Origin of the sequence: Aestuariibaculum suncheonense, from assembly GCF_014596935.1 — a bacterium.
In the GTDB taxonomy this organism is placed as follows: Bacteria; Bacteroidota; Bacteroidia; order Flavobacteriales; family Flavobacteriaceae; genus Aestuariibaculum; species Aestuariibaculum suncheonense.
In genome coordinates, this window is sequence record NZ_JACVXC010000011.1 from 1 (window position 1) to 2500 (window position 2500).

General features: G+C 45.7%; 2 tRNA genes and 2 rRNA genes (1 of these 4 cut by a window edge). All 4 read left to right on the plus strand.

Annotated elements, in window-relative coordinates:
* The first annotated feature begins 86 nt into the window (after positions 1–86).
* A 16S ribosomal RNA gene (locus tag ICJ84_RS16505) occupies positions 87–1604 on the plus strand.
* Positions 1605–1740: 136 nt separating this feature from the next.
* Positions 1741–1814: transfer RNA gene (locus ICJ84_RS16510), tRNA-Ile, on the plus strand.
* 131 nt (positions 1815–1945) lie between these two features.
* Positions 1946–2019 (plus strand) — tRNA-Ala (locus tag ICJ84_RS16515).
* Between the two features lie 171 nt (positions 2020–2190).
* Positions 2191–2500: ribosomal RNA gene (locus tag ICJ84_RS16520) — 23S ribosomal RNA — on the plus strand; it runs 2520 nt beyond the window's last position.
* Together the 16S and 23S rRNA genes with 2 tRNA genes alongside form the textbook arrangement of a ribosomal RNA operon.

A 2500-nucleotide genomic window follows, 5' to 3' on the forward strand; every position in this document is an offset into this window, starting at 1 on the left:
CTGGAAACGGTTAGTATTGACTAAGAGAATAAACCATTTTGAGTACTAGAGATTCCAATTAGTTGTTAAATAATATTTAAAATTTAACGATGAAGAGTTTGATCCTGGCTCAGGATGAACGCTAGCGGCAGGCCTAACACATGCAAGTCGAGGGGTAGCAGGGAGCTTGCTCCGCTGACGACCGGCGCACGGGTGCGTAACGCGTATACAATCTGCCTTGTACTGAGGGATAGCCCAGAGAAATTTGGATTAATACCTCATAGTATGTTTACTTCGCATGGAGTTTACATTAAAGGTTACGGTACAAGATGAGTATGCGTCCTATTAGCTAGATGGAGTGGTAACGGCACCCCATGGCAACGATAGGTAGGGGGCCTGAGAGGGTTATCCCCCACACTGGTACTGAGACACGGACCAGACTCCTACGGGAGGCAGCAGTGAGGAATATTGGACAATGGGCGAAAGCCTGATCCAGCCATGCCGCGTGCAGGAAGACTGCCCTATGGGTTGTAAACTGCTTTTATACGGGAAGAAACCACTCTACGTGTAGAGTTCTGACGGTACCGTAAGAATAAGGATCGGCTAACTCCGTGCCAGCAGCCGCGGTAATACGGAGGATCCAAGCGTTATCCGGAATCATTGGGTTTAAAGGGTCCGTAGGTGGATGATTAAGTCAGAGGTGAAATCCTGCAGCTCAACTGTAGAATTGCCTTTGATACTGGTTATCTTGAATCATTATGAAGTGGTTAGAATATGTAGTGTAGCGGTGAAATGCATAGATATTACATAGAATACCAATTGCGAAGGCAGATCACTAATAATGTATTGACACTGATGGACGAAAGCGTGGGGAGCGAACAGGATTAGATACCCTGGTAGTCCACGCCGTAAACGATGGATACTAGCTGTTCGGATTTCGGTCTGAGTGGCTAAGCGAAAGTGATAAGTATCCCACCTGGGGAGTACGTTCGCAAGAATGAAACTCAAAGGAATTGACGGGGGCCCGCACAAGCGGTGGAGCATGTGGTTTAATTCGATGATACGCGAGGAACCTTACCAGGGCTTAAATGTAAGTTGCATGATTTAGAGATAGATCTTTCTTCGGACTACTTACAAGGTGCTGCATGGTTGTCGTCAGCTCGTGCCGTGAGGTGTCAGGTTAAGTCCTATAACGAGCGCAACCCCTGTTGTTAGTTGCCAGCGAGTCATGTCGGGAACTCTAACAAGACTGCCAGTGCAAACTGTGAGGAAGGTGGGGATGACGTCAAATCATCACGGCCCTTACGTCCTGGGCTACACACGTGCTACAATGGTAGGGACAGAGAGCAGCTACCCCGCGAGGGGATGCGAATCTATAAACCCTATCTCAGTTCGGATCGGAGTCTGCAACTCGACTCCGTGAAGCTGGAATCGCTAGTAATCGCATATCAGCCATGATGCGGTGAATACGTTCCCGGGCCTTGTACACACCGCCCGTCAAGCCATGGAAGCTGGGAGTGCCTGAAGTCCGTCACCGCAAGGAGCGGCCTAGGGTAAAATCGGTAACTAGGGCTAAGTCGTAACAAGGTAGCCGTACCGGAAGGTGCGGCTGGAACACCTCCTTTCTAGAGAAAGACGACTAATGGTATCATAAAACTAAGAAAAGAGTAGTTTATTCTCATAGCTGTTAATTTAAAAAATAAGTCACCAGAAAACGGTGCTCAGTAGAGATACTGAAAACTGGAAACTGTAGACTAAAACAGTCTCATAGCTCAGCTGGTTAGAGCGCTACACTGATAATGTAGAGGTCGGCAGTTCGAGTCTGCCTGAGACTACGAATAACCATAGAAGGTTACGTTCATTAAATATTGAAAGGAAATTTTAGAAGTTGGGTATCCCAAGTTGACGTATAGGTCATCAATTAACTGATAACTGTTAACTGATAACTGACTACTGAAAATACTATGGGGGATTAGCTCAGCTGGCTAGAGCGCCTGCCTTGCACGCAGGAGGTCATCGGTTCGACTCCGATATTCTCCACGAGTCCTGAGGGACTAAAGTTCATTGACATATTGAAAAAAGATACATGAAAGATAGATTTAGAAATCTATTTTAAAAAATTGTGATTATAATATCAACAACGAGCGATATTATAATTAATAATCAATATGATAACTCAATTGATTAAAACTCATAAAAAAGCAAAAAGTACAATAAGCTAAATAAGGGCGTATGGGGAATGCCTAGGCTCTCAGAGGCGAAGAAGGACGTGATAAGCTGCGAAAAGCTGCGGGGATTGGCACATACAAATTGATCCGCAGATATCCGAATGGGGCAACCCACTATATTGAAGATATAGTATCCTAAAAGGAGGCGAACCCGGAGAACTGAAACATCTAAGTACCCGGAGGAGAAGAAAACAAAAGTGATTCCGTTAGTAGTGGCGAGCGAACGCGGATTAGCCCAAACCAGTGTTGTTACGGCAATACTGGGGTTGTAGGACCACAATATTCGAAGCATG